The 25,636-nt window shown below is 61.5% G+C and carries 25 protein-coding genes; 16 read left to right on the top strand and 9 right to left on the bottom strand.

All coding sequences use genetic code 11. The annotated features are described in order from the left end of the window. Nucleotides 1-63 precede the first annotated feature (63 nt). The 3 genes from ACI512_RS01625 to ACI512_RS01615 are packed head-to-tail and all read left to right on the top strand — an operon-like array spanning nt 64 to nt 3,004. Nucleotides 64-1,206, top strand: a complete 1,143-nt coding sequence (locus tag ACI512_RS01625) for an ABC transporter ATP-binding protein (protein WP_003195240.1) — start codon at nt 64-66, stop codon at nt 1,204-1,206. A gap of 35 nt (nt 1,207-1,241) precedes the next feature. Next, entirely contained in the window at nt 1,242-2,123 is an 882-nt protein-coding gene (locus ACI512_RS01620; RefSeq protein ID WP_231810212.1) for an ABC transporter permease subunit, read from the top strand. After that, nucleotides 2,120-3,004, top strand: a complete 885-nt coding sequence (locus tag ACI512_RS01615) for an ABC transporter permease subunit (RefSeq protein ID WP_046034911.1) — start codon at nt 2,120-2,122, stop codon at nt 3,002-3,004. The genes ACI512_RS01620 and ACI512_RS01615 overlap by 4 nt, the downstream gene beginning before the upstream one ends. 247 nt (nt 3,005-3,251) lie before the next feature. On the opposite strand, the gene ACI512_RS01610 is transcribed toward ACI512_RS01615, so the two are convergent. Then, the gene (locus ACI512_RS01610) at nt 3,252-3,893 is read right to left on the bottom strand and encodes an HD domain-containing protein (RefSeq protein WP_064054359.1); all 642 of its coding nucleotides are present in this window, start codon (nt 3,891-3,893) and stop codon (nt 3,252-3,254) included. Between the two features lie 208 nt (nt 3,894-4,101). Between ACI512_RS01610 and ACI512_RS01605 the strand changes: the two genes are divergently transcribed. Then, a complete protein-coding gene (locus tag ACI512_RS01605; RefSeq protein WP_236378227.1) occupies nt 4,102-5,067 on the top strand; it encodes a GlxA family transcriptional regulator in 966 nt (321 codons plus the stop codon). A gap of 49 nt (nt 5,068-5,116) precedes the next feature. Here ACI512_RS01605 and ACI512_RS01600 read toward each other — a convergent pair whose 3' ends face one another. Both ACI512_RS01600 and ACI512_RS01595 read right to left on the bottom strand, forming a co-directional pair. After that, nucleotides 5,117-7,471, bottom strand: coding sequence for a penicillin acylase family protein (locus ACI512_RS01600; protein WP_405121589.1), 2,355 nt, complete (start codon nt 7,469-7,471; stop codon nt 5,117-5,119). A gap of 30 nt (nt 7,472-7,501) precedes the next feature. Next, complete coding sequence (locus ACI512_RS01595) at nt 7,502-8,077, bottom strand: DUF6436 domain-containing protein (RefSeq protein ID WP_015886408.1); 576 nt, start codon at nt 8,075-8,077, stop codon at nt 7,502-7,504. Nucleotides 8,078-8,176: 99 nt separating this feature from the next. Here ACI512_RS01595 and ACI512_RS01590 point away from each other — a divergent pair, with 99 nt between their 5' ends. After that, on the top strand, nt 8,177-9,118 hold the full coding sequence (locus ACI512_RS01590) for an alpha/beta hydrolase (RefSeq protein WP_405121588.1): 942 nt from the start codon (nt 8,177-8,179) through the stop codon (nt 9,116-9,118). Nucleotides 9,119-9,164: 46 nt separating this feature from the next. Here the strand turns inward: ACI512_RS01590 and ACI512_RS01585 are convergent, their stop codons facing one another. Continuing rightward, nucleotides 9,165-9,917 carry a DUF2059 domain-containing protein gene (locus tag ACI512_RS01585; protein ID WP_015886406.1) on the bottom strand — a complete coding sequence of 251 codons (753 nt, stop codon included), beginning with the start codon at nt 9,915-9,917 and terminating at the stop codon, nt 9,165-9,167. A gap of 131 nt (nt 9,918-10,048) precedes the next feature. Between ACI512_RS01585 and ACI512_RS01580 the strand changes: the two genes are divergently transcribed. Next, nucleotides 10,049-10,681, top strand: coding sequence for a 2OG-Fe(II) oxygenase (locus tag ACI512_RS01580; protein ID WP_043206041.1), 633 nt, complete (start codon nt 10,049-10,051; stop codon nt 10,679-10,681). Nucleotides 10,682-10,683: 2 nt separating this feature from the next. Further along, on the top strand, nt 10,684-11,178 hold the full coding sequence (locus tag ACI512_RS01575) for a DUF523 domain-containing protein (RefSeq protein ID WP_236378234.1): 495 nt from the start codon (nt 10,684-10,686) through the stop codon (nt 11,176-11,178). A gap of 104 nt (nt 11,179-11,282) precedes the next feature. On the opposite strand, the gene ACI512_RS01570 is transcribed toward ACI512_RS01575, so the two are convergent. Beyond that, nucleotides 11,283-11,777: a transporter substrate-binding domain-containing protein gene (locus tag ACI512_RS01570; protein WP_064054355.1), complete on the bottom strand. Its 495-nt coding sequence runs from the start codon at nt 11,775-11,777 to the stop codon at nt 11,283-11,285. A gap of 134 nt (nt 11,778-11,911) precedes the next feature. Between ACI512_RS01570 and ACI512_RS01565 the strand changes: the two genes are divergently transcribed. Continuing rightward, on the top strand, nt 11,912-12,352 hold the full coding sequence (locus tag ACI512_RS01565; RefSeq protein ID WP_231810534.1) for a DUF4399 domain-containing protein: 441 nt from the start codon (nt 11,912-11,914) through the stop codon (nt 12,350-12,352). A gap of 63 nt (nt 12,353-12,415) precedes the next feature. On the opposite strand, the gene serA is transcribed toward ACI512_RS01565, so the two are convergent. After that, the gene (serA, locus tag ACI512_RS01560) at nt 12,416-13,645 is read right to left on the bottom strand and encodes a phosphoglycerate dehydrogenase (protein ID WP_003176761.1); all 1,230 of its coding nucleotides are present in this window, start codon (nt 13,643-13,645) and stop codon (nt 12,416-12,418) included. A 204-nt stretch (nt 13,646-13,849) separates the two neighbouring features. Between serA and ACI512_RS01555 the strand changes: the two genes are divergently transcribed. The 4 genes from ACI512_RS01555 (at nt 13,850) to ACI512_RS01540 (ending at nt 18,072) form a co-directional block, all read left to right on the top strand. Continuing rightward, nucleotides 13,850-15,244, top strand: a complete 1,395-nt coding sequence (locus tag ACI512_RS01555) for an FAD-binding oxidoreductase (protein ID WP_015886401.1) — start codon at nt 13,850-13,852, stop codon at nt 15,242-15,244. Nucleotides 15,245-15,265: 21 nt separating this feature from the next. Beyond that, on the top strand, nt 15,266-15,931 hold the full coding sequence (locus tag ACI512_RS01550; protein WP_064054353.1) for a fumarylacetoacetate hydrolase family protein: 666 nt from the start codon (nt 15,266-15,268) through the stop codon (nt 15,929-15,931). Nucleotides 15,932-16,110: 179 nt separating this feature from the next. Further along, entirely contained in the window at nt 16,111-17,037 is a 927-nt protein-coding gene (locus ACI512_RS01545; protein ID WP_064054352.1) for an SdiA-regulated domain-containing protein, read from the top strand. A gap of 120 nt (nt 17,038-17,157) precedes the next feature. After that, nucleotides 17,158-18,072, top strand: a complete 915-nt coding sequence (locus ACI512_RS01540) for an SdiA-regulated domain-containing protein (RefSeq protein ID WP_064054351.1) — start codon at nt 17,158-17,160, stop codon at nt 18,070-18,072. 27 nt (nt 18,073-18,099) lie between these two features. Here ACI512_RS01540 and rpiA read toward each other — a convergent pair whose 3' ends face one another. Beyond that, nucleotides 18,100-18,771, bottom strand: coding sequence for a ribose-5-phosphate isomerase RpiA (rpiA, locus tag ACI512_RS01535; RefSeq protein WP_405121586.1), 672 nt, complete (start codon nt 18,769-18,771; stop codon nt 18,100-18,102). A gap of 136 nt (nt 18,772-18,907) precedes the next feature. Here rpiA and ilvA point away from each other — a divergent pair, with 136 nt between their 5' ends. Beyond that, nucleotides 18,908-20,422, top strand: coding sequence for a threonine ammonia-lyase, biosynthetic (gene ilvA / locus ACI512_RS01530; RefSeq protein WP_015886396.1), 1,515 nt, complete (start codon nt 18,908-18,910; stop codon nt 20,420-20,422). A gap of 40 nt (nt 20,423-20,462) precedes the next feature. Next, complete coding sequence (locus tag ACI512_RS01525; protein ID WP_405121585.1) at nt 20,463-20,876, top strand: DUF2269 family protein; 414 nt, start codon at nt 20,463-20,465, stop codon at nt 20,874-20,876. Nucleotides 20,877-20,978: 102 nt separating this feature from the next. On the opposite strand, the gene ACI512_RS01520 is transcribed toward ACI512_RS01525, so the two are convergent. Further along, nucleotides 20,979-21,635 carry an HAD family phosphatase gene (locus ACI512_RS01520; protein ID WP_064054349.1) on the bottom strand — a complete coding sequence of 219 codons (657 nt, stop codon included), beginning with the start codon at nt 21,633-21,635 and terminating at the stop codon, nt 20,979-20,981. A gap of 143 nt (nt 21,636-21,778) precedes the next feature. Here ACI512_RS01520 and ACI512_RS01515 point away from each other — a divergent pair, with 143 nt between their 5' ends. Further along, complete coding sequence (locus tag ACI512_RS01515; RefSeq protein WP_003176750.1) at nt 21,779-22,258, top strand: RNA pyrophosphohydrolase; 480 nt, start codon at nt 21,779-21,781, stop codon at nt 22,256-22,258. A gap of 22 nt (nt 22,259-22,280) precedes the next feature. Then, a complete protein-coding gene (ptsP, locus tag ACI512_RS01510; protein ID WP_015886393.1) occupies nt 22,281-24,560 on the top strand; it encodes a phosphoenolpyruvate--protein phosphotransferase in 2,280 nt (759 codons plus the stop codon). A gap of 245 nt (nt 24,561-24,805) precedes the next feature. Here ptsP and ACI512_RS01505 read toward each other — a convergent pair whose 3' ends face one another. Then, complete coding sequence (locus ACI512_RS01505; protein ID WP_015886392.1) at nt 24,806-25,552, bottom strand: NRDE family protein; 747 nt, start codon at nt 25,550-25,552, stop codon at nt 24,806-24,808. Nucleotides 25,553-25,636 lie beyond the last annotated feature (84 nt).

Below are 25,636 nucleotides of genomic sequence, written 5' to 3'. Positions count from 1 at the left end.
TCAAACTATCCTGGGTTCGCCCGCCTCGGGCGAACTGCACTGTTTTTTTTGGGAGTTTCGTAAATGGCAGTTGCCTCCGGCGCCTATAAGAAAGCCCTCGAGGGCGACCAGACACCGAAGAAGGTGTTGGTCAAAATCGACCGGGTCACGAAGAAGTTCGACGAGACGATTGCCGTGGACGATGTGTCCCTGGAAATCAAGAAAGGTGAGATATTCGCCTTGCTCGGCGGTTCGGGTTCGGGCAAGTCCACCTTGCTGCGCATGCTCGCAGGTTTCGAGCGCCCGACTGAGGGGCGCATCTACCTCGACGGTGTGGACATCACCGACATGCCGCCCTATGAGCGGCCGATCAACATGATGTTCCAGTCCTATGCGCTGTTCCCGCACATGACCGTGGCGCAGAACATCGCGTTCGGCCTGCAGCAGGACAAGATTCCCAAGGCCGAGGTCGACGCCCGTGTGGCGGAGATGCTCAAGCTGGTGCAGATGAGCCAGTACGCCAAGCGCAAGCCGCACCAGTTGTCCGGCGGCCAGCGTCAGCGTGTGGCGTTGGCGCGCTCCCTGGCCAAGCGCCCGAAACTGCTGCTGCTCGATGAGCCGATGGGCGCCCTCGACAAGAAACTGCGCTCGCAGATGCAGCTGGAGTTGGTGGAAATCATCGAGCGCGTGGGTGTGACCTGCGTGATGGTGACCCACGACCAGGAAGAGGCCATGACCATGGCCGAGCGCATCGCGATCATGCACCTGGGCTGGATCGCCCAGATCGGCAGCCCGATCGACATCTACGAAACGCCTACCAGTCGCCTGGTGTGCGAGTTCATCGGCAACGTCAACATCTTCGACACCCAAGTGGTGGACGACGCCGAAGGCCACGCGGTGCTCAAGTGCCCGGACCTGGACCGCGATATCTACGTGGGCTACGGCATCGCCACCTCGGTGGAAGACAAGTCGGTGACCTACGCCATCCGCCCGGAAAAGCTGCTGGTTACCACCGAAATGCCGACCTGCGAGCACAACTGGTCGAGCGGCAAGGTGCACGACATCGCCTACCTGGGCGGCCACTCGGTGTTCTACGTGGAGCTGCCGAGTGGCAAGCTGGTGCAGTCCTTCGTGGCCAACGCCGAGCGCCGTGGCCAGCGGCCGACCTGGGGTGACCAGGTCTACGTGTGGTGGGAAGACGACAGCGGCGTGGTACTTCGCTCATGAACACCAAGAAGCTCAAGCGCCGCTTGAACCGCATAATCCCCACCGGGAAGCAGGTCGTGATCGGGATTCCGTTCCTGTGGCTGTTCCTGTTCTTCGCGTTGCCGTTTTTCATCGTCCTCAAAATCAGCTTCGCCGAAGCCGACGTTGCGATCCCGCCCTACACCGAGATCTACACCTACGTTGAGCAGAAGCTGCAGGTGGTGCTGAACCTGGCGAACTACAGCCTGCTGGCGGGCGACGAGTTGTACATCGCCGCGTACCTGGGCTCGCTGAAAATGGCGTTCTTCAGCACGCTGCTGTGCCTGCTGATCGGCTACCCGATGGCCTACGCCATTGCCACTGCGCGCAAAGAGATGCAGACCGTGCTGGTGCTGCTGATCATGATGCCGACCTGGACCGCGATCCTGATCCGCGTGTATGCGTGGATGGGCATCCTCAGCAACAACGGCTTGCTCAATGGCTTCCTGATGTCCATGGGGTTGATCAACGAGCCGCTGCAGATCCTCAACACCAACATCGCGGTGTATATCGGCGTGGTCTATTCGTACCTGCCGTTCATGATCCTGCCGCTGTACGCCAACCTGGTGAAGCATGACCAGAGCCTGCTGGAAGCCGCATCCGACCTGGGCTCGAGCACCTTCAACAGCTTCTGGAAAATCACCGTGCCGCTGTCCAAGAACGGCATCATCGCCGGCTGCATGCTGGTGTTTATCCCGGTGGTGGGCGAGTTCGTGATTCCGGAACTGCTGGGCGGCCCGGAAACCCTGATGATCGGTAAAGTGTTGTGGCAAGAATTCTTCAACAACCGTGACTGGCCGGTGGCGTCTGCCCTGGCGGTGGTGATGCTGGCGATCCTGATCGTGCCGATCATCCTGTTCAACCGCAGCCAAGCCAAAGAGTTGGAGGGCAAGATATGAAGCGCTTCAGTTTCTCAAGCTTCATGCTGGTGGCGGGGTTGTTGTTCATCTACCTGCCGATGCTGATCCTGGTGATCTACTCGTTCAACGAATCCAAGCTGGTCACAGTGTGGGGCGGTTGGTCGATCAAGTGGTACGTGGGCCTGCTGGACAACACCCAGTTGATGGGCTCGGTGGCCCGCTCCCTGGAAATCGCCTGCTACACGGCGGTGGCGGCAGTGGCGCTGGGTACGCTGGCGGCGTTCGTGCTGACGCGCATCAGCCAGTTCAAGGGCCGCACGCTGTTCGGCGGCCTGGTGACCGCGCCATTGGTGATGCCGGAAGTGATCACTGGCCTGTCGCTGTTGCTGCTGTTCGTGGCCATGGCGCAGATGATTGGCTGGCCCCAGGAACGTGGCATCGTCACCATCTGGATCGCCCACACCACGTTCTGCGCGGCGTATGTGGCCGTGGTGGTGTCGGCGCGCCTGCGTGAGCTGGACCTGTCGATCGAAGAAGCGGCGATGGACCTGGGCGCGCGGCCGTGGAAGGTGTTCTTCCTGATCACCATCCCGATGATCGCGCCGTCGTTGGCGGCGGGCGGCATGATGTCGTTCGCGCTGTCCCTGGATGACCTGGTGCTGGCGAGCTTCGTGTCGGGGCCGGGGTCGACGACCTTGCCGATGGAAGTGTTCTCGGCGGTGCGTCTTGGGGTTAAACCCGAGATCAACGCCGTGGCCAGCCTGATCCTGTTGGCGGTGTCGCTGGTGACCTTCCTGGTGTGGTTCTTCAGCCGCCGTGCGGAAGAGATGCGCAAGAAGGCGATCCAGCAAGCCATCGAAGAAGCCGCGGCAGATGGCTGGCAGCAGCCGGACAAGCGTCGGGCGCCTGCACCGGTTTAAAACCCGGAACGGGGACCCAATGTGGGAGGGGCTTGCTGTAGTGAGCAGGCTCGCTGTGGTGAGTAGGCCTGCTGTGGTGAGCAAGCTTGTTGTGGTGAGCGGGCTTGCCCCGCGCTGGGCTGCGGAGCGGCCCCAAAACCAGGCACCGCGTTCTTTCTGAAGGAATGTGGTGCCTGCAAAAGGGGCCGCTTCGCAGCCCAGCGCGGGGCAAGCCCGCTCACTACATGGATCGGGTTTGGCTTGTTGGTTAAGCAGTCCAGGGGGATTTGCGGATGACTTCGACAAAATTCATCGGCCGGAACCCCGGCTCCTGATCCACCAGCACATCCGTCTTCACGTTGCCAAACGTGGTGTGTGGGCGATGGCGCAAGCCGTCGGCGAACGCGCAGATGATGCACTCCTTGAACCCTTCACCGCGTGGATGCGCATGCACCACGGCGTCGCGCTGCACGTTGCTGAACGCGGCGTAGTCCATGCCCAGCACGTCCATTTCGACACCCGCAGTCACCAGTGCAACGGTTGGACGCAAATGCTGCGGCACCCCCGGCGTGGTGTGCAGGGCGATGGACAACCACACCTGTTCGATGTCGTCATCGCTCAGCCCGTAAGGCTTGAGGAAGGAAGCGGCGGCGTTGGCGCCGTCCACTTCGAAGCGTTCGTCGTTACTGCGATGGCCTTCCACCAGGCCGAGGTCATGGAACATCGCGCCGACGTAGAGCAGCTCCGGGTTGTAGGCGAGTTGCTTGCGTTCGCCACTCAACGCGCCGAACAGGAATACCCGGCGGGAATGGTGGTAAAGCAGGTCGGATTCGACGTCGCGGATGTATTCGGTGGTGGCCTTGGCCAGGGCGCTGTCAGGGATCTGGATGCCGGCGATGGTGGTGGTCATGGGCGTTCTCCTCTGGAAAGCATCCAGTCTGGTCGCGTGCCTGTGGAGGGGCTAGCGCGGCGAGGAAGCGATGTCGGCCAATGTGCAGCCACATCGTGCCAAGGCAAAATCAGCTAGGGTGTAGCAGGCGATTGGTCCCTCGAACCTTGCAAAAATCAAAATGTGGGAGGGCAATTGCGTTTATTCAGTTAGAGAAGGTGTGTTGTTCATGGGCAAAACCGTTGCCATCCTGATTTTCCCCGGCGTCCAGTCACTGGACGTGACCGGCCCCATGGATGTGTTTTGCGAGGCCAACCGGTTTCTAGCGCCTGAGGACCATTACCAGCTTGAAGTGATTGGCCTTGGCCGCGGCACCATGGCCGCCTCCAACGGCCTGTCATTGCAGGCCCACCGGCACTACAGCGAAGCCCTGCACGCTTATGACCTGCTGCTGGTCGCTGGCGGCCCGCAGTTACCCTTCGAAGACTTCGGCACGCAGTTCGATGATTGGTTGCGGGGCGCCACGGCGCGTGCGCAACGCTTCGGTTCGATCTGCAACGGCGCGTTCATGCTGGCCCGAGCCGGGCTGCTGGATGGGAAAACCGTCACCACCCATTGGAACGACGCGGCTGATCTGGCGCGCCTGTGCCCCACCGCCCAGGTTGAGGCCGACCGCCTCTACGTGCAGGACGGCAACCTCTACACCTCGGCCGGGGTCACGGCGGGCATCGATCTGTCGCTGTATCTGCTGGCCCAGGATCATGGCCCGGAAGTCGCGTTAAGTGTGGCCAAGCGCCTGGTGGTGTTCACCCAGCGCTCGGGTGGGCAGTCGCAGTTCAGCCCGTTTCTCACGCCCCACGCCGAAACCACGTCAGCGGTGGCGCTGGTGCAGCTGCACGTGCTGGCGAACCTGACGGGGGACCTGACCATTGCCGACTTGGCCAAGGCAGCCAATATGAGCGCGCGCAACTTCTCGCGGGTGTTTGCCCGTGAAGCACGCATCACCCCGGCGGAGTTTGTCGAGCGGGCGCGGGTGGACGCCGCGCGGGTGATGCTGGAAAGCAGCCCGGCGCCGCTCAAGACTGTGGCCTATCAATGCGGCTTTCGCGATGCCCAGCACATGCGCAGTGTGTTCAACCGCCGGCTGGGCGTGACGCCGCAACAGTTCCGGCTTAACTTTGCGGCGCCGATCTAATGTGGGAGCGAGCAAGCCCGCTCCCACCGTTTGACCGCGTTGCAAGCGGTTATCTGGCGGGCAGCAGTTTCAGTGTTCCGCGCGTATTGGCCGTCACTTCCTCATCGGTGAAATGCGCCTGTTCGTAACCGCCTTCGATGTAGGTTTCCGCCTGGTCGCCGTAATGCCGGTCAAACGGCACACCGCTTTGCCCGACCGGGTTGATGGTCAGGGCGTGCGCCACGTCGGCGAAGTCGATCAGGCGGCGCGTAGAAGGCCCGTAGGTGACGGGCCACGGCGCCGGGCCGATATTGGCGGACTGGTTGTTCGGCACTTCGTGGGTGCCCGGCGCCGGGAACGGGCCGACATTGACGATCAGGTCCAACGGCTTCTGCGAGCCCAGCGGGTGGCCGTGGGTCAGGGTGTGCGCCTTGCCCCACTGCCACTGGGTCGGATCATCCCCTAAGGTGGCCTTGAGGTGCGCCAGGCTGTTGTCCCAGGCGAGCTTGACGGTCTCCGCGCGCTTGCCATTCCACCACGGCGAATCCGGCGCGGCGGCCAGGCGTGGCAGGGCAGCATCGATCACGCGGGTGCTGAGCAGGGTCTTGAACATGGCGTCGCCGAGCTTCGGGTGGAAGGCGGCGTCGGCCAGGTTGAACAGGAACTGGTTGAACAGCGTGGCGCTGGTGGAGTCCAGCGGGTAGTCACCCTTCCAGCGTGCAAGCTGCTCCACCAGTTTCAACTGCGCCGGGTCCTTGACCGCCTCGCGCAGCACCGGCAACAGCGGCGCCAGCAGGCGCGGGCCGAAGGCGGTGGTGGTGCCCAGCTGCAGGGCCTGGCTGTTGTTCACGTCCCACTTCACGCTCTTGTCGCTCAACTGCGCGTTCAACTGCTGGCCACGGTCGGCCAGGTTGTAATAGCCGGGGATCTCCATGCCGGTGGGCGAAACCGGCTGGGCGTTGGCCGACACCACATAACCCCGTGCCGGATTCTCTTCCTGGGGGTTGGCGCTGAAGGGGTAGAAGCCCAGTTTGTCGGCTTGGGGGCTGCTGCCGTCGAGGATAAACCCGGCGTTGACCCCGGCCGGACGAATCGGCAACTGCGCCGCCGCCCACCAGCCGATATCGCCCTTGGCATTCGCCCACACAATGTTCAGCCCCGGCGCGGACACCTTGGCTGCCGCCGCACGCGCCTTGACCAGGGTGTCGGCGCGGTTGAGCTGGTAGAACCCTTCGAGGATCGGGTTCTGGGTGTCGAGGAACGCCCACCACATGGCAATCGGTGTGTTGCCGGCGTTTTCGCCCAGCACGTCATTGATGATCGGGCCGTGGGGCGATTGGCGCAGGGTCAAGGTCACCGGCGCCTGGCCCTTCACCGCAATCTGTTGCTCGGTGCTTGTCATGTCGACCCACTGGCCGTGGTACCAGACCTGGTTGGGGTTGTCCGGGTTGGTCTTTTCGGCGATGAGGTCGAGGTCATCGTTCTGGAACATGGTCAGGCTCCAGCCGAAGTCCAGGTTGTGCCCCAGGAACGCCACCGGCACGAGGGCGTTGTGATAGCCATACAACTCGAACCCTGGCGCTGACAGCTGCGCTTCATACCACACCGACGGCACCGAGAAACGGATATGCGGGTCGCCGGCCAGCAACGGTTTGCCGCTCTGGGTGCGGTTGCCGCTGATGGCCCAGGCGTTGCTGCCTTCGAACTGTGGCAGGCCGTTGTCGGCCAGGGCTTGCTCACTCAGGGCGGCAATGGCGCCGAGGGTCTGCCAATCGCCGGCAGCCAGGTTGAGGGCGCCCTTGGGTTGCCAGTCGAGATCGAAGACTTTCAGGTAGTCGCTGCCCAATTGGTCACGTACGTAAGTCAGCAAAGGCTCGGTACGAAAGGCAGCGGCAAAGCTGTAGGCCATATACCCGGCGACGCTGATGGTGTCCTCGGCGGTAAACGGCCGCTTGGGGATGCCCAGCACGTCGAACTCCATCGGGCGGGCGTGGCTGTCCTGATATTGGTTAATCCCGTCCAGATAGGCTTGCAGCGCCTTCCAGTGCGCCGACTCATGGTCCAGCTGCGCTACATAGGTGGCCGCGCGGTCGCGAATGCGCAGGCTGCGGAACAACTTGTCGGTCTCCAGCACCTTGGGCCCGAGCACCTCGGCCAGCTCGCCACGGGCCAGGCGCCGCATGATCTCCATCTGGAACAGGCGGTCCTGGGCATGCACATAGCCCAAGGCGCGATACAGGTCGGTTTCATTCTCGGCCCGAATGTGCGGCACGCCACGGTCGTCGTAGCGCACCGTGACCGAGCCTTGCAGGTTGGCCAGTGTCACCGTGCCCTGGCGGGTGGGTTGTTTGCTGTAGACGTACGCGCCTGCGCCGAGGGCGATCATCACTACAAGAACCGCGAGAACCCGCAAGACGCGCTTCATGAACATTCCTTACCAAGAGTGGGTGGCGAGTTACGAGCCTGTTGGCCACGAACAATAGCAGCCCACCGCCAGAGTGTGCGTGGCATTCACCTCGCGTCCCGCTTCAAGGGCCTTCAAGATCGGCTCAATAAAACTGTTGCTGGAATTGCACGTGAGGCCTTCGCTGTAGGGGCCGAAATACGCGAGCTTGCCGCTGCGGTCCCAGATGCCCACGGCTGGGCTGGCCGGTACTTGGTCGGCACCGGGCAGGGCGGTGAGGGTTTTCATGCGGCGCAGGTTGTCGGGCAGTTGGCCGTGGCTGCCGGGCTTTTGCAGGGCGTAGAACTCGACGCCTTGGGGCGCGTAGTGCTCGATCAGCTCGCCCAGGTGCTGCTGGTTGCCGACGTTGCAGGGGCAGGCGGGGTCCCAGAAGTGCACCAGGCGGATCGGACCGGGGCCGGCGAGGTCGGCAGGCAGTTTCAGCGGGTCACCGGAAAACACCGCCGTGTGTTCGCTGAAGGCGCGCAGGTAGCGGCCCTGGAACCAGTCATACGCGGCCCACAGCACGCCGGTGCAGATAACCAGGATCAGGCTGGCGAACAGGGCGGTACGGTAGGGCTGTCGCATTCAGATGTATCCTCGAAGGTCGCGTAGCTTGCCATGCTTGTCCTGACAGATGAATATCGCAGCTCGATATTCATCTTCGCCGTCAGTCTGGAACCCTTTATGCCCGTCACCTTTGACCCCGATCATCTGCGCGAAAGCTTGCGGCCCCTGGTGGATGCGCAGCCGCTTTCAGCCGAGGCACGGGTCTATCAACGTTTCTACGGGCTGGACCTGGCGGCGCGCAACGTTCCGGTGGTCAGCCGTCTGGGACGCTTCGAGGTGGACGGGTTCGAGGTGGTCGCGCAAGTGTGGTGGCCGCCCGTGCCGGTGGCGACGATGTTCATGTTCCACGGCTTCTACGACCATATGGGCTTGTATAGCCATGTGGTGGACTGGGCGTTGGACCAGGGCTTCGTGGTGATCGCCTGCGATTTGCCGGGGCACGGCCTGTCCAGCGGCGCGCGCGCCAGCATCGATGATTTTGCGGTGTATCAACAAGTGGTGCAGGCGCTGTTTGGCCAAGCCGAAGCACTGCAACTGCCGCAACCTTGGCACCTGTTCGGGCAAAGCACCGGCGGCGCGGTGGTGGTGGATCACGTGCTCAACCATGGCGTTGACAGCCCGGCCCAAGGCAAGACGTTCCTGCTCTCGCCACTGGTGCGGCCGCGTGCCTGGGGCTGGTCGCAGGTCAGCTATTACCTGTTGCGGCCATTCGTCAAAGGCATCGCGCGGCGGTTCAGCGAGAACACCCACGATCCCGCGTTCAAGCCCTTCCTTGAGGCCGACCCGCTGCAGCCGCGTCAACTGCCTACCGCCTGGGTGGGCGCCTTGGCGCGCTGGATCAAACGTATCGAAGCCGCACCGCGCAGCCCTCGGCGGCCGGTGATTGTGCAGGGGGAGGAAGATATGACGGTGGACTGGCAGCACAACTTGCAGGTGCTAAGGAGCAAGTTCGACCAGCCCGAGGTGTTGATGCTGCCGCGTGGCAGGCACCATTTGGCGAATGAGATACCGGAGATTCGCGAAGCGTATTTCACGTACCTCGCCGATCACCTGAAGTAACTCAATCTAACAAATGAGGGAGGGGGCTTGCCCTCTCCCTCATTTGTTACTGCGTCAGGCTAGAGGTGCTTTGGCCGACCGCAAGACCGGCGCGAATGGCTGCCAGCGCCGCCTGGTAATACGCCTTACCCTCCGGCGACTCCGCAAACGTAGCGAATTCTTCCAGCTCCGGGTCAGACAAATCTCGATAGACGTACAACAGCGTGTTGTTCAGATCTTTGTCGATCTGCTGCATCAGCCGCTCGCGTTGGCCATTCAACATGCCTTGGGCCTGACCACCGCCCAACAAACCGGGGATCATCTGGCTCAGGCTGTCGGCCGCCACACCGGCAATCGCCAGGCTGACTTCCGCGCCGGCTTCACGGGCGGGCAGGGCCTGGGCCAGGTGGCCGATGATCAGGCTGCGGGTGGCGTCGGCTTGGATTTTCGGCAAGCCCTGGGCGTTTTTTGCCAACTGGTCGCGGCGCGTGGCGAGCAACTCAGCGGCGACGATCTTGCGGCCCAGGGGCGATTGGAAAAAGGCCAGGGCGGGCTTCGGGTCCGCCAGGTTCTTGCGCAATTGCGCCTCGGCGCGCTGGTCCATGGACTGGGCGGCAAAGCGTTTATTACTGTTGTCCACCAGCGCCTGGTACACCGCTGGCGGCAGGCTATTGCGGTAGCGTTGCTGGGCGGCACTGAGGGCGTCATTGAAATGTGCACGTTGTTCGGCCCAGCCGGCGACCTTGTACAACTGGTCATGGCCGTCTGCCCAGGCGGGCAAAACGCAGAACATCAGCAATGAAAAAAACAAACGACGCATATGGACTCCTGTCAGTCGGCCACTATTGTCCGTGTCGGGCGTAGGATTTGTCGAGAAGTCCTATCAGTCACCTGACTAAAGTGTATTCAGACGCTCGGCGGCTCTGTCGGATTCACAGGCGTATGGATACTATGCGCGCCATGCAAATACCCCTCGATCACCCTTTGCTGCAACGTATTGTCGACGACCTGGCCGAAAAGGGCTGGTCCCGGCAGGACGGCTTCCTACCCCAGGCTCTGACCCTGGAACTGGCGGCTGAGTGCCATAAACGTGCAGCCGAGGGTGAGTTGGCTCCGGCAGCGGTGGGACGCGGTCCGACCCAGGAGATTCGCGAAGGTATTCGCGGCGACCACATCCAGTGGCTGGAAGAGGGCGATGCGGCGGTCTGCGACACCTATATGGCGTTGATGGACAGCCTGCGCCTGGCCATGAACCGCAGTTTGTTCCTCGGCCTTGAGGATTTCGAAAGCCACTTCGCGCTGTACCCGCCGGGGGCGTTTTACCTCAAGCACCTGGACCGCTTCCGCGACGATGACCGGCGCATGGTCTCGGCGGTGATCTACTTGAACGACGCTTGGCTGCCCGAGCATGGCGGCCAGTTGCGCATGTACCTCAAGGACGGCGTCGAATACGATGTGGTGCCAACGGGCGGTTGCCTGGTGGTGTTCCTGTCGGGCGAAGTGCCCCACGAAGTCATGCCCGCTACGCGCGAACGCCTGTCCCTCACCGGCTGGTTTCGCCGGCGGGGTAACGAGCCGTTTTAAGCATGCAAAAGATTCTGATCAGCCGCTGTCTGCTTGGCCACAAGGTGCGCTACGACGGCGGGGCCAGTGGGCCATTCGACCTGTTGGCGGTGTGGCAGGCCGAGGGGCGCGTGGTTGCGATCTGCCCGGAAGTGTCGGGTGGCTTGCCGACGCCGCGCCCGGCGGCGGAGATTCCGGGCGGGCAGGGCGTGGATGTGTGGGAGGGCCGTGCCCAGGTGCTGACCGCTGAGGGCGAAGATTTCAGCGCCGCATTCCTCGATGGCGCCCGCCAGGCATTGGCGCTGGTGCAGCGCCACAACATCCGCATCGCTGTGCTCAAAGCCAATAGCCCGTCGTGTGGGAATTTGCTGACTTACGACGGCACCTTCAGGGGCGTGAAGGTGGCAGGCGAGGGCGTCACCACGGCGCTGCTCAGGCAGCATGGGGTACAGGTGTTCAGCGAGCTGGAACTCCCCGAGGCCGCCGCCGCCCTGACCCAACTCTCAAGCCCTGCCTAGATCAAAAATTGTGGGAGGGGGCTTGCTCCCGATAGCGGTGAGTCAGTCAATCATGCAGTCACTGACACTCCGCAATCGGGAGCAAGCCCCCTCCCACCGTTGATCTACTGTGCCTTGGCTACCGGTGTGTCGCCTTCAAGCCACTTCTGCGCCAATGCCTTTAATCGGCCATCCGCCTTCAAGCGTTGCAACGCCTTGTCCAGGCTCGCCTTGAACGCCGGATTACCCTTCTGGAACGGGATCGCCAGCTCAGGCTTCTCGTTGTAAGGCTCACTGAAATCGAACCGATCCTGCAGCTCGGCAGTCATAGCGATATGGTTGATGGCCACGTCGTACTTGCCGGTTTCCACCCCCGGCAGCAGGTCGGTGTCATCGGTGGTGATAAACGAGGGGCGCACGTCCATCTCCTGGGCCAGTTGCTCACCCAGTTCTACTTCGAAGCCAGTCAGTTTGTCGCCTTGCTTGAAGTTGAACGGCGGGGTGTTGGCTTCAACGGCGATGCGCAGTTCGCCACGGTCGAACACATCATCGACCAGTTCGGCATGCGCCAAAGGGCTCAGAAGAGGAAGCAGCAGTAACAGGCCAGGCGAAAAGCGCATGGTCACTCCTAAAGAATTCGAATGTGCGAGGCGTCGTTCAGCCTCGCTTTGCTATGGTGTTGAGTGCCTTGGACCGCAATTTGTCGCGAAGTTGTCATAACCCTACAGATTTCATAGAAAAACTGGAGAAGCGAATGAAAGCCCTTTTGTCCCGTGCAACGATTGCCAGCCTGCTGCTGGGTGCCTCGATGTTGGCCACCGCCGCCGACGGCATCCCGCGCAGTGCTCCACCTGAAGGCGCCAAAGTATTCATCGTGTCGCCAAAAGACGGCGCCACCGTCGACAAGACCTTCACCGTCAAATTCGGCATGGAAGGCCTGAAGCTGGCCCCGGCCACCAGCCAGGATCCAGGCACCGGTCACCACCATCTGCTGATCGATCAGAAAGAACTGCCTGACGCCGGCGTGCCGATCCCCGCCACCGACACCGTGATCCACTACGGCAAGGCCCAGACCGAAACCGAGCTGACCCTCACCCCAGGCAAACACACGCTGCAACTGGTTGCCGGCGACAAACTGCACATGCAGTTCAACCCGACTGTAGCCTCGAAAGTGATCACGGTTAACGTCAAGTAAGATGTGTTCAGATGAAAAAAAGGGAGCCCCGAGGGGCTCCCTTTTTCGTGCTGCGTTGAAACCTTAGAACAACACGCGGCTACGAATCGTGCCGTTGATGTGCTGCAGCTTCTCTTGCGCCAGGTCCGAGTACTCGGCGTCGACGTCGATCACCACGTAGCCGACTTTCTCGTTGGTCTGCAGGAACTGACCGGAGATGTTGATGCCGTTTTCCGCGAAGACCTTGTTGATCTCCATCATCACGCCAGGGATGTTCTGGTGGATGTGCAGCAGACGGTGCTTGCCAGGGTGAGCCGGCAGGGCCACTTCCGGGAAGTTGACGGACGAGACCGACGTACCGTTGTCGCTGTACTTGACCAGCTTCTCCGACACTTCCAGGCCAATGTTGGCCTGGGCTTCAGCGGTGGAACCACCGATGTGCGGGGTCAGGATCACGTTGTCCAGGCCACGCAGCGGGCTTTCGAAGATGTCGTCGTTGGAGCGTGGCTCTACCGGGAACACGTCGATGGCGGCGCCGATCAGGTGCTTGTCCTTGATCGCGTCGGCCAGGGCGTCCAGCTCGACCACAGTGCCGCGTGCAGCGTTGATCAGGATGCCGCCTTTCTTGATGGCGCGGATTTCCTTCTCGCCGATCATCCACTGGGTCTCAGCGGTTTCCGGAACGTGCAGGGTCACGATGTCGGACATCCCCAGCAGCTCGGTCAGGCTCGACACTTGCGTGGCGTTGCCCAGCGGCAGCTTGGTCAGGGTGTCGTAGAAGAACACCTGCATGCCCAGGCCTTCCGCCAGGACCGACAGTTGCGTACCGATCGAACCGTAACCGACGATACCCAGCTTCTTGCCGCGGATTTCGAAGGAGTTGGCCGCGCTTTTGATCCAGCCGCCACGGTGGCAGGAAGCGTTCTTCTCAGGAATGCCGCGCAGCAGCAGGATAGCCTCGGCCAGCACCAGTTCCGCAACGGAGCGGGTGTTGGAGTACGGTGCGTTGAACACCGCGATGCCGCGCTCGCGCGCTGCGTTGAGGTCGACCTGGTTGGTGCCGATGCAGAAACAGCCGACCGCCACGAGTTTCTTGGCGTGATCGAAGATCTCTTCGGTCAGCTGAGTGCGGGAGCGAATGCCGATAAAGTGCGCGTCGGCGATCTTTTCCTTGAGCTGGGCTTCCGGCAGAGAACTGGTGATGTACTCAATGCTGGTGTACCCGGCGGCTTTCAGAACGTCGACAGCCGATGGGTGGACGCCTTCCAGAAGAAGGAACTTGATCTTGCTCTTATCGAGAGAAGTCTTGCTCATCTGCGTAAACCTGTATCCCGGAGAAAAATGGCAGGGAATCGAGCAGCGCAAGCTGACCCGGACGGCAGGAAAGCCGTCACCGCAGAAACGCCCTTGGGCTCTGTCCTGCGGGGGCGGTATGCTAGCATACGCGCCCCGCTAACACTCATTCCTGCGACGTGAAGCGTTCTCAGGATGACCATGAATTGTTCGAGAGTTCTGTCGATGACCCATCCTGCCCTGATTGATGAGCTAAAGACCCTGGTTGAGCCCGGCAAAGTGCTGACCGATGCCGACTCCCTGGAGGCTTACGGCAAGGATTGGACCAAGCATTTCGCACCCGCGCCGACCGCCATCGTCTTCCCCAAGACGACCGAGCAGGTGCAAGCCATTGTTCGTTGGGCCAATGCACACAAGGTGGCGCTGGTGCCGTCGGGTGGTCGTACCGGCCTGTCGGCGGCGGCAGTGGCGGCCAATGGTGAAGTGGTCGTCTCGTTCGACTATATGAACCAGATCCTCGACGTGAACCTCACCGACCGCACCGCCGTGTGCCAGCCGGGCGTGGTTACCAAGCAATTGCAGAACGTCGCTGAAGAAAAAGGCCTGTACTACCCGGTGGACTTCGCGTCGTCGGGCTCCAGCCAGATTGGCGGCAATATCGGCACCAATGCCGGCGGGATCAAGGTCATTCGCTACGGCATGACCCGCAACTGGGTGGCCGGCATGAAGGTCGTCACCGGCAAGGGCGACGTACTGGAGCTGAACCGCGACCTGATCAAGAACGCCACCGGCTATGACATGCGCCAGCTGTTCATCGGTGCCGAAGGCACCCTGGGCTTTGTGGTTGAAGCCACCATGCGCCTGGACCGTGCGCCGAAAAACCTTACTGCGATGGTGCTCGGCACCACCGATTTCGACTCGATCATGCCGGTGCTGCACGCGTTCCAGAGCAAACTGGACCTGACCGCCTTTGAATTCTTCTCTGACAAGGCCCTGGCCAAGGTCATGGGCCGTGGCGACGTGCCAGCGCCGTTCGACACCGAGTGCCCGTTCTACGCGCTGCTGGAGTTCGAAGCCACCACCGAAGAAGTTGCCAACCACGCGCTGGAAACCTTCGAGCACTGTGTGGAGCAGGGCTGGGTGCTGGACGGCGTGATGAGCCAGAGCGAAACCCAGCTGCACAACCTGTGGAAACTGCGCGAGTACATCTCCGAGACCATTTCCCACTGGACCCCTTACAAGAACGATATCTCGGTGACGGTCTCCAAAGTCCCAGGGTTTTTGAAAGAAATCGACGCGATCGTCGGCGAACACTACCCGGATTTCGAAATCGTGTGGTTCGGCCACATCGGCGACGGCAACCTGCACCTGAACATCCTCAAGCCGGAAAACCTGAGCAAGGATGAGTTCTTCGCCAAGTGCGCCACCGTGAACAAGTGGGTATTTGAAACCGTCCAGAAGTACAACGGTTCCATCTCGGCCGAGCACGGTGTGGGCATGACCAAGCGTGATTACCTGACCTACAGCCGCTCGCCCGTTGAAATCGAATACATGAAGGCCGTCAAAGCGGTGTTCGACCCTAACGGGATCATGAACCCCGGCAAGATCTTCGCTGTTTAACCGCCCTTAAGGAGTCGTTCCATGAGCTACCAGCACAAGTATGTCGACGGCACCAACATCCACTTTCCGGTCGGTAAAGTGGTGTGTATCGGGCGTAACTACGCCGAGCACGCCAAGGAACTGGACAACCCGGTGCCGACCGAACCGTTGCTGTTCATTAAACCGGGCAGCTGTGTGGTGCCGCTGGAAGGTGGTTTCAGCATCCCTACCGAGCGCGGTTCGGTGCACTACGAAGCGGAAATCGCGGTATTGATCGGCAAGCCGTTGTCGAACAAGCCCAGCCGTGAAGAAGTACTGGACGCCATCTCCGGCTTCGCCCCGGCCCTGGACCTGACCCTGCGCGACAAGCAGGCCGAGCTGAAAGCCAAGGGCCTGCCGTGGGAAATCGCCAAGTCGTTCGACGGTGCGGCGGTGATTGCGCCGTTCGTAGTGGGCAGCACTTTCCAGGACGTGACCGATATCGGTATCCGCCTGAGCATCAACGGCGAAGTGCGCCAGGACGGTAACAGCGCGCAGATGCTCAACCCGATCATCCCGATGATCCAGCACATGGCCGGCTGCTTCTCGCTGCAGGCGGGCGATGTGATCCTCACCGGCACCCCGGCCGGCGTGGGCCCGCTGAATGTGGGTGATGAGCTGGTGCTGGAACTGTCGGGTGTGAACCGCTTCGAAAGCAGCGTGCGCTGACGAAACGCGGTTAAAACTGTGGGAGGGGGCAAGCCCCTCCCACCTTTATTTGTGTGTCGCCGCAAAATCCAAGTTTTTGCATTTTTTTCACACCCCATCCGGATAATCCTCTGCCTCAAGCGCGCGGGTCCGTTGTTCCTGTGCTATCACCTAACGCTGACTTTCCGGAAAAGTGCCCAATGGCCGTGCCCCTGCCTACCGCCACCCCTAAGCTGCGTTCCCGTTTTGCCCTGCGCTGGTATTCCTGGGTGTTTCTCGCCGGGGCGATTGTGTACGGCATTGCCTGGGCCATGCACTGGGATGATCGCGGTGTGCTGTGGGTGCTGGAACGTTTCGAAACCACCGCTGAGCGCCAGGAAAGCGTGTGGTTGCCGGACTACCACGCAGTCATCGACGCCAAGTTGCTACCGGGTATGGAGAAGGACGAGGCCTCTGACCTGGCCTATAACCCCCAGACCAAGACGCTGTTCTCGGTCATGGGCAAAAACCCGTTTCTCGTCGAGCTGACCTTGCAAGGTGATGTGCTGCGCAAGATGCCGCTCAACGGATGGAACAACCCCGAAGGGCTGACAATGATGGAAAACGGCCTGATGGCCGTGGTCGACGAGCGCCAGCATAGCCTGAGCATCGTCAAGGTCGACGCTGCCACCACGGCGCTGAACAAGGCCGACTTCCCAAGTTATGACCTGGGCCCGTCCAAGGACCAGAACAAGGCCTTTGAAGCGATCACCTGGGATAAGCGTAACCAGCAATTGGTCCTGGGCGAAGAGCGCCCGCCGGCACTGTTTACCTGGAAAAGCGATGGCAGCCAGACCCTGGCGGGTAACAAGGTGAAGCTGACCAACACCGAGCTGGACATGCGCAACCTCTCGGCACTGGCGGTCGACCCGCGCACCGGGCATCTACTGGTGTTGTCGGCCGACTCCCATCTGCTGCTGGAGCTGGACGAGAAGGGTGAGCAAGTCAGCTTCATGACCTTGCTGGGCGGTTTTAATGGCCTGAAAGACACCATTCCGCGTGCTGAGGGCGTGACCATGGACGACGACGGCACGCTCTACATGGTCAGTGAGCCCAACCTGTTCTATCGCTTCGAAAAGCAGAAATAACAACTGATTACGTCGGATATGTCGCTGTGTGCGGCATTCGCCAGACATCAGGGCGCGTTTAAGTTTAAATTCAGACAGGCGTGATATTCATTCGCCACTTTTGACTTTGAGCCCGCCCCGATGCGTCGACTAGCCCGCCCCAAACCCGTTTTCTCTATTCTTGTGTTGATCGCGCTGATCAGTGCCGGGGCCGTTGCGCAGCACTTTCGCCTGTTCGAGCGTGCCTGGTTCAACTGGCAGGCGTGGCGTCAGCCGACGAATGAGCGCTCCATCGGCTTGGCGGATTACCGTGTGGCGCTGGAGGCCCAAGTGATCGAAGGACTCGATGACGATGTGTCGGCCCTGACCTACGACCCGGTGCGCAAAAGCCTGTTTACCGTCACCAATAAAAACGCCGAGCTGATCGAGTTGTCCCTTGAGGGCAAGATCCTGCGGCGTATTCCCTTGGTGGGCTTCGGCGATGCCGAGGCGGTGGAATTTATCAGCGACAACATTTATGTCATCAGCGATGAGCGCCAACAGCGGCTGATCAAGGTGCATGTGGACGACGACACCCAATTCCTCGATGCCGCCGATGCGGAACAGATGACGCTGGGCCTGCACGTGGGGGGCAACAAGGGCTTTGAAGGCCTGGCCTATGACTCGGTGGGCAAGCGCCTGTTCGTGGCCAAGGAGCGCGACCCGATGCTGATCTACGAGGTCCACGGCTTCCCGCATTTCAAACCGGAAAAAACCTACTCGGTGCACGTGATCAACAACCCCAAGCGCGATGCCGGGCTGTTTGTGCGTGACCTGTCGAGCCTGCAATACGATGAGCGCAGCGGCCATTTGCTGGCGTTGTCGGATGAGTCGTTCCTGGTGCTGGAACTGGATATCGACGGTCGCCCGCTAAGCAGTCTGTCACTGCTGAACGGGCGCCATGGCCTGACGAAGCGGGTGCCGCAGGCCGAAGGGATCGCCATGGATGACGAGGGCACGTTGTACCTCGTCAGCGAGCCGAACCTGTTCTACGTCTTCAAGAAACCCAGTTCCTGAAAACACTGCATGACTAATGGGGTGTTCTCAGGCCTTGAGGGTTTTCACGCCTTCAGAGGTGCCGAGCAACAGCACATCCGCCGGGCGCGCCGCGAACAGGCCGTTGGTGACCACGCCGACGATCGCGTTGATCTGCGTCTCCAGCTCTACCGGCTTGGTGATCTGCAGGTTGAACACGTCGATGATGATGTTGCCGTTGTCGGTCAACACGCCTTCGCGGTACACCGGGTCGCCGCCCAGTTTCACCAGCTCGCGGGCCACGTGGCTGCGGGCCATCGGGATCACTTCCACCGGCAGCGGGAACGCGCCGAGGACCGGCACCAGCTTGCTGGCGTCGGCGATGCAGATAAAGGTCTTGGCCACGGCCGCGACGATCTTCTCGCGGGTCAGGGCTGCGCCGCCGCCTTTGATCAGGTTCAGGTGTTCGTCGCTTTCATCGGCGCCGTCGACGTAGAACTCCAGGTCGCTCACGGTGTTGAGCTCATACACCGGAATGCCGTGGCCCTTGAGGCGAGCGGCGGTGGCTTCGGAGCTGGCCACGGCGCCGTCGAACGCGCCCTTGTGCTGGGCCAGCGCATCGATAAAGCAGTTGGCGGTGGAGCCGGTGCCGACACCGACGATGCTTTTGTCGTCGAGTTTAGGAAGGATTAAATCGACGGCGGCCTGGGCCACTGCCTGTTTGAGTTGATCCTGGGTCATGCGGGCTCCGGAACGGGCGGGGAGTAAAGAGGGGCGCGAGTATAACCCAACAAAACCTCTGGATTCGTGTGGTCGCCCGCCCAAACGCTGGGTTAGACTCCTTGGCCCTGCCCAACTCGCCCAGTGATTTCCGCCGATGCTTGAACAGTACGTCAAAAAGATCCTCACCTCGCGCGTTTACGACGTTGCCGTAGAAACCCCGTTGCAGACCGCTCGCCAGCTCTCCGAGCGGCTGGGCAACAAGGTCTGGCTCAAGCGCGAAGACTTGCAGCCGGTGTTCTCGTTCAAGATTCGCGGCGCCTATAACAAGCTGACGCAGCTGACCGCTGAAGAGCGTGCGCGTGGCGTGGTCACCGCATCGGCGGGCAACCATGCGCAGGGCCTGGCCCTGGCGGCGAAGGTGCTGGGGGTGAAAGCCACCATCGTGATGCCCAAGACCACCCCCGAGATCAAGGTCGAAGGCGTGCGCTCCCGTGGCGGCAAAGTGGTGCTGCATGGCGACTCCTTCCCGGAAGCCCTGGCCTACTCGCTGAAACTGGTCGACGAAAAAGGCTACGTCTACATCCACCCCTACGACGATCCGCACACCATTGCCGGGCAGGGCACCGTGGCGATGGAAATCCTGCGCCAGCACCCAGGGCCACTGGACGCGATTTTCGTACCGGTGGGCGGCGGCGGGCTGATTGCCGGTATCGCGGCCTACGTGAAGTACCTGCGCCCGGAGATCAAGGTCATCGGCGTCGAGCCGGACGACTCCAACTGCCTGCAAGCCGCCATGGCCGCGGGCGAGCGCGTGGTGCTGCCGACCGTGGGCCTGTTTGCCGATGGCGTGGCGGTGGCGCAGATCGGCCAGCACACCTTCGACATCTGCAAGCACTATGTGGATGAAGTGATCACCGTGAGCACCGATGAAATCTGTGCGGCGATCAAGGACATCTACGACGACACCCGTTCCATCACCGAGCCGGCGGGGGCATTGGGTGTGGCCGGGATCAAGAAATACGTGGAAACCCGTGGTGTGACCGGCCAGACCCTGGTGGCCATCGACTCCGGCGCCAACGTCAACTTCGACCGCCTGCGCCATGTGGCCGAGCGCGCCGAGTTGGGTGAAGGCCGCGAAGCCATCATCGCCGTGACCATTCCCGAGAAGCCCGGCAGCTTCAAGGCGTTCTGCGAAGCCGTGGGCAAGCGCCAGATTACCGAATTCAACTACCGCTACCACTCCGGCAGCGAGGCGCACATTTTCGTCGGCGTGCAGACTCACCCGGAAACCGACCCGCGCAGTGCACTGATCGCCAGCCTCACGAGCCAGGGCTTCCCGGTGCTGGACCTGACCGAGAACGAACTGGCCAAGTTGCACATCCGTCATATGGTCGGCGGGCACGCGGCCAAAGTCAGTGACGAAGTGGTGTTGCGCTTCGAATTCCCGGAGCGTCCGGGCGCCTTGTTCAACTTTCTTAACAAATTGGGCGGGCGCTGGAACATCTCGATGTTCCACTATCGCAACCACGGCGCAGCCGATGGCCGTGTGGTCGCCGGCCTGCAAGTGCCGGCGGACGAGCGTCACCTGGTACCGGCAGCCCTGGAAGCCATTGGCTACCCATACTGGGATGAAAGCGATAACCCGGCCTACACACTGTTCCTCGGTTGAGCGACTACGCTGACGGGGCGGCCTTTAAGGAAAACGACACATGGAAACCCTGACTACCTTGAAAGTTATCCACGTTGCAGCCACCGTGTTGCTGCTGCTCAGCGGCCTGGGGCTGGCGTTGCTGGCCTGGCGCAAACGCAGCGCCGGCCCGGCGGTGACCGTGCAGCGCCCGTGGGCATTCGTCTGGTTGTTGATGGGGATTTGCGTGGTGAGCATGCCGTTTACCGGCTGGTGGCTGGCGCATCTGATCGGCTGGCCGCTGGGGCAGACGTGGATCCTGGGGTCCAGCCTCCTCTATACCGTGGCGGCGCTGGCGTGGTTCTGGCTGGTGGCACGGCTTAATCGCTTGCGCAAAGGCGAGGGCGGTAGCGTGAACTTCACCTTGGTGCTGGCAGTGGTCAGTCTGGTGGGGTTTGTGGCGATTGCGGGGCTCATGGGTGCAAAGCCGGTTTGAGGCTTTAGACCGAGTCGCCTGCATCGCGGGCAAGCCCCCTCCCACATTTTGGCCGTGTGAACCCGATCAAGTGTGGGAGGGGGCTTGCCCCCGATAGATTTATCAGCCGCGCAGGGTAATCACCGGCCAACCACGCTTTTCGGCTTCAGCCCGCAGATTCGGGTCCGGATCCACCGCCACCGGGTGGGTCACCTGCTCCAGCAACGGCAAATCATTCATCGAATCGCTGTAAAAGTAGCTGTCTTCCAGGCTGTACCCGGTTTCTTCCAGCCAGCGGTTCAAGCGCGTCACCTTGCCCTCGCGAAAGCACGGTACATCGGTGCTGCGCCCGGTGTAGCGACCGTTTTCCATCTCGCACTCGGTGGCGATCAGGGTTTCGACGCCCAGGCGTGCGGCAATTGGCGCGGTGACGAAACGGTTGGTGGCGGTGATGATGACCAGGGTGTCACCGGCGGCGCGGTGTTTGGCCAGCAGTTCCAGGGCCAGGGGCAGCACGATCGGCTCGATGCAGTCGCGCATATAGTCGTTGTGCCACTCGTCCAGCTGGGCCATTTCGGTGCGGCCAAGGATTTCCAGGCAGAAGTTCAGGTAGGCGGCGTTGTCCAGCTTACCGGCCAGGTAGTCCTGATAGAACTCGTCGTTGCGGGCCTTGTAGGCCACAGGGTCGAGAATCCCTCGTTCACAGAGGTAATCGCCCCAGGCGTGGTCGCTGTCACCGCCGAGGAGGGTGTTGTCCAAGTCGAATAAAGCCAGGCGCATTGCAGTTACTCGCTGAAAAGTCTGTAAAAAGGCGTCCAGAATACGGTCTTTTCACAAGAGTGCACATAAGGTAAGAAGCCTCGTTGCCGCTTCATCAACCTTTGTGGAACAATGCGGCGACATGCGTTTGCGAGGTTGTTGCCGTGATCGACCCCGATGGTTTCCGTCCTAATGTCGGGATTATTCTTACGAATGATGCCGGACAGGTGCTATGGGCTCGCCGAATCAACCAAGATGCCTGGCAGTTTCCTCAAGGCGGAATCAACCCCGACGAAACCCCTGAAGACGCCTTGTACCGTGAGTTGAATGAAGAAGTCGGCCTTGAGCGTGAAGATGTACAAATTCTGGCCTGTACCCGTGGCTGGTTGCGCTATCGTTTGCCGCAACGCCTGGTGCGTACCCACAGCCAACCGCTGTGCATCGGCCAGAAGCAGAAATGGTTTCTCCTGCGCCTGATCTCCAACGAGCAGCGGGTGCGGATGGATTTGACCGGTAAACCGGAGTTCGATGGCTGGCGTTGGGTCAGCTATTGGTACCCGTTGGGCCAGGTGGTGACATTCAAGCGCGAAGTTTATCGTCGCGCTCTCAAAGAGCTTGCCCCGCGCCTTTTAGCGCGCGACTGACGACGGAGTTCGACCCCGAGCCATGCTCAATACGCTGCGCAAGATCGTCCAGGAAGTTAACTCCGCCAAGGATCTCAAGGCGGCGTTGGGGATTATTGTGTTGCGCGTCAAGGAAGCCATGGGCAGCCAAGTCTGCTCGGTTTACCTGCTGGACCCCGAGACCAACCGTTTTGTGCTGATGGCCACCGAGGGCTTGAACAAGCGCTCTATCGGTAAGGTCAGCATGGCGCCCAATGAAGGTCTGGTGGGCCTGGTGGGGACGCGTGAAGAACCCCTGAACCTTGAACACGCCGCCGATCACCCGCGTTACCGCTACTTTGCCGAAACCGGTGAAGAGCGTTACGCCTCGTTCCTCGGCGCACCGATCATTCACCACCGCCGCGTCGTCGGCGTGTTGGTCATCCAGCAAAAAGAGCGCCGCCAGTTCGACGAAGGTGAAGAAGCCTTCCTCGTGACCATGAGTGCGCAGCTCGCTGGCGTGATTGCCCACGCCGAAGCCACCGGCTCGATTCGCGGCCTGGGGCGCCAGGGCAAGGGCATCCAGGAAGCCAAGTTCGTCGGCGTACCGGGTTCGCCAGGTGCGGCGGTCGGTACCGCCGTGGTCATGCTGCCGCCGGCCGACCTCGATGTGGTGCCGGACAAGACCGTCCATGACATCGACGCTGAAATCAAACTGTTCAAGACCGCCCTGGAAGGCGTGCGCGCCGACATGCGCAACCTGTCGACCAAGCTGGCCACCCAGCTGCGCCCCGAAGAGCGTGCGCTGTTCGACGTGTACCAGATGATGCTCGACGACGCGTCGCTGGGTAATGAAGTCAAGACCGTGATCAAGACCGGCCAGTGGGCCCAGGGCGCGTTGCGCCAGGTGGTCACCGATCACGTCAACCGTTTCGAATTGATGGACGACGCCTACCTGCGCGAACGCGCCTCGGACGTGCGTGACCTCGGTCGCCGTCTGCTGGCGTACCTGCAGGAAGACCGCACCACCAACCTGGTCTACCCCGACAACACCATCCTGATCAGTGAAGAACTGACCGCCACCATGCTTGGCGAAGTGCCGGAAGGCAAGCTGGTCGGCCTGGTGTCGGTATTGGGTTCGGGTAACTCCCACGTCGCGATCCTGGCCCGTGCCATGGGTATCCCGACGGTGATGGGCCTGGTGGACCTGCCGTATTCCAAAGTCGACGGCATCGACATGATCGTCGATGGCCACCGCGGCGAAGTGTTTACCAACCCCAGCGAAGTGATGCGCAAGCAGTACGCCGAAGTGGTTGAAGAAGAGAAGCAACTGGCGCTGGGCCTCGATTCATTGCGCGAGCTGCCGTGCGTGACCACCGATGGCCACCGTGTGCCACTGCTGGTGAATACCGGCCTGCTGGCCGACGTGGCCCGTGCGCAACAGCGCGGCGCCGAAGGGGTGGGGCTGTACCGCACCGAAGTGCCGTTCATGATCAACCAGCGTTTTCCGAGTGAGAAGGAGCAGCTGGCGATTTATCGCGAGCAACTGCAAGCCTTCCACCCGTTGCCGGTGACCATGCGCAGCCTGGACATCGGCGGCGACAAGTCACTGTCGTATTTCCCGATTAAAGAGGACAACCCGTTCCTCGGCTGGCGCGGTATCCGCGTCACCCTCGACCACCCTGAAATTTTCCTCGTACAGACCCGCGCCATGCTCAAGGCCAGCGAAGGCCTGAACAACCTGCGCATTTTGCTGCCGATGATCTCCGGTACCCATGAACTGGAAGAGGCGCTGCACCTGATCCACCGTGCCTGGGGCGAAGTACGCGACGAAGGCGCCGACGTGCCGATGCCGCCGATTGGCGTGATGATCGAAATCCCGGCGGCGGTGTACCAGGCCAAGGAGCTGGCGCGGCAGGTGGACTTCCTGTCGGTGGGCTCCAACGACCTGACCCAATACCTGCTGGCCGTGGACCGTAACAACCCACGGGTGGCCGACCTCTACGACTACCTGCACCCGGCGGTGCTGCAAGCCCTGCAACACGTGGTGCGCGACGCCCATGCCGAAGGCAAGCCGGTGAGCATCTGCGGTGAAATGGCCGGCGACCCGGCGGCGGCGGTGCTGTTGATGGCGATGGGCTTTGACAGCCTGTCGATGAACGCCACCAACTTGCCGAAGGTGAAGTGGATGCTGCGCCAGGTTGAACTGAGCATGGCCAAGGATCTGCTGGCGGAACTGATGACTATCGACAACCCGCAAGTTATCCACAGCTCGCTGCAGTTGGCGCTGAAGAATTTGGGGCTGACGCGGATGATCAACCCCGCCTCCGCAAAAACCCTCTAATTTCAGCCGGTCGGCTTTTGTAGTGAGCGGGCTTGCCCCGCGCTGGGCTGCGAAGCGGCCCTAATACAAGCGCCGCATGCTCCGTAAAAACCCTCTGATTTCAGGCGGTCGGCTTTTGTAGTGAGCGGGCTTGCCCCGCGCTGGGCTGCGAAGCCGCCCCAATACAAGCGCCGCATGCTTTCAGATAGAACCGCTTAGCGGGGTGTGGGGCGGCTTCGCCACCCAGCGCGTGGCAAGCCCGCTCACTACAGGAGGAGTTCTACCTCGCCCAGTCTGCCGCCATGCGGTCCAAAACTACGCTCCACCATCCGCCGCGTCCCGTCGGCATTCACAATCAGCGCCGTACTCGCCCGCGTCCCGTAACTCGGGCTGGCAATAAACACGCTGGATAAAAGGCTTTCCGTCGCCAATCCCACCCCTGTATCTGGCAGGTCCGCAAACGGCGCCGTCTGTGGATCACTCAAAATCCCCAGTAACGCCTCCGGCTGCGGGTCCCCAAGTAGTTCGCTCAACGCCGCCTTGGCCTTGAGCAACTTAGGCCACGGCGTATCCAACCCCGCATTGGATAACCCGTACACCCCAGCCTTCAACCGCGTTGGCTCGGTATGGTTGGCGTTGTAATGCCATAACTCATCCCGCGTGCCCACCAGCAGGTTAAACCCGGCATATTCAATCGAACGGCCGTTAACGTCGGCCAAATAGTCCTCAATCGGCAGTGAACCGTTGAGAAAACGCGCCACCAGTTCCCCTCGGGACTTGCGTGCCGGCGGCTGGTGGGGATCGCGGATATTGGTCAGGGCGGCAAAACGCCCATCGGCATTCACACCCAGCCAAGTGCCCCCCGCTTCCTGGTCGCGACCGGCATAGACATCGGGCGCATCCGGCCACTGGGCCAGCGGCAGGCTGGGGCGGGCGTAGAACTCATCGCGGTTGGCCGCAACGATCAGCGGCTGGGCATGGTCCGGCCGCCAGGCGAAAACAATCAGGCACATCAGGCGATCCCTTTTGTGTTTTTTTGCCACTCTACCCACACCGGCTGCAGCGTTCCATCGTATCCAGTTGGGTCGCATGCCTTC

Origin of the sequence: Pseudomonas petroselini (assembly GCF_045037875.1) — a bacterium.
GTDB classification, from domain to species: domain Bacteria; phylum Pseudomonadota; class Gammaproteobacteria; order Pseudomonadales; family Pseudomonadaceae; genus Aquipseudomonas; species Aquipseudomonas petroselini.
This window is presented reverse-complemented; position numbering and strand designations above follow the sequence as displayed.